Genomic DNA, 809 nt, shown 5'->3' with positions numbered 1-809 from the left:
TCACAGGAACCCTTAAACCTTACATATACATTTTTCAACATGCGATCTTCCTACGAAGTACTTCCCCTTTTTGAAGAGTTCATCTCGGATAATCGAAAAGGTAAACGCCGCAAAGCCAATGGTGCTCCCTTGAGCATTGGAACCGTAAAGAACTACGAGACTGTTTTAAGGCTATTACAGGCCTATGAAGAGGCTGCTAGCTCAAAACTAACTGTTCGGGTCTGGAAGGGCTTTANATTGGAACCGTAAAGAACTACGAGACTGTTTTAAGGCTATTACAGGCCTATGAAGAGGCTGCTAGCTCAAAACTAACTGTTCGGGTCTGGAAGGGCTTTAATAAGCGCTTAGAACAAACAGAATCGGCCTATTGGAAACGGTTCTTCAAGCGCTTCAGTGAATTTGTGTACAAGAGGGGTGGGTTTGACAACTACTTGGGTATGGTTATTAAGACCCTCAAAACCTTTTTCAAGTACCTCAAAAAAGAGAAACACCTTCCCATAGGCGATTTTATCAGCCAACTCTATGTTTTCAAAGAAGACATTCCGGTAATTGCCTTGAGTCCGGAACGCGTGAGGTACTTGATCTATGATACCGATCTACGAGCACAGCTCAATGCGGTTCAGTTGAAGGCTTTGGACATTTTCATTTTCGGATGTGCTGTAGGATTGCGGTTTTCAGATTTAGTGCGGGTGACCTCGAAAGATATTAAAAAAATGGAGGGAGCTTGGTACCTGTCAACTGTTAGCAAGAAGACCAAAACCGCAAGCTTGGTTCGGTTACCCGATTATGCCATAGACATTGTGAAGAAG

At 43.3% G+C, this 809-nt stretch carries 1 protein-coding gene; it reads left to right on the top strand.

Annotated features, from left to right (window positions below):
* Nucleotides 1–437: 437 nt before the first annotated feature.
* Nucleotides 438–809: site-specific integrase (locus tag ACQ2HE_RS19900; protein WP_472846352.1), on the top strand; the 372-nt coding region annotated here is incomplete at its 3' end.

It is taken from the genome of Endoryza foliicola (assembly GCF_050589245.1).
Lineage (GTDB): Bacteria > Bacteroidota > Bacteroidia > Chitinophagales > Chitinophagaceae > Endoryza > Endoryza foliicola.
This window is presented reverse-complemented; position numbering and strand designations above follow the sequence as displayed.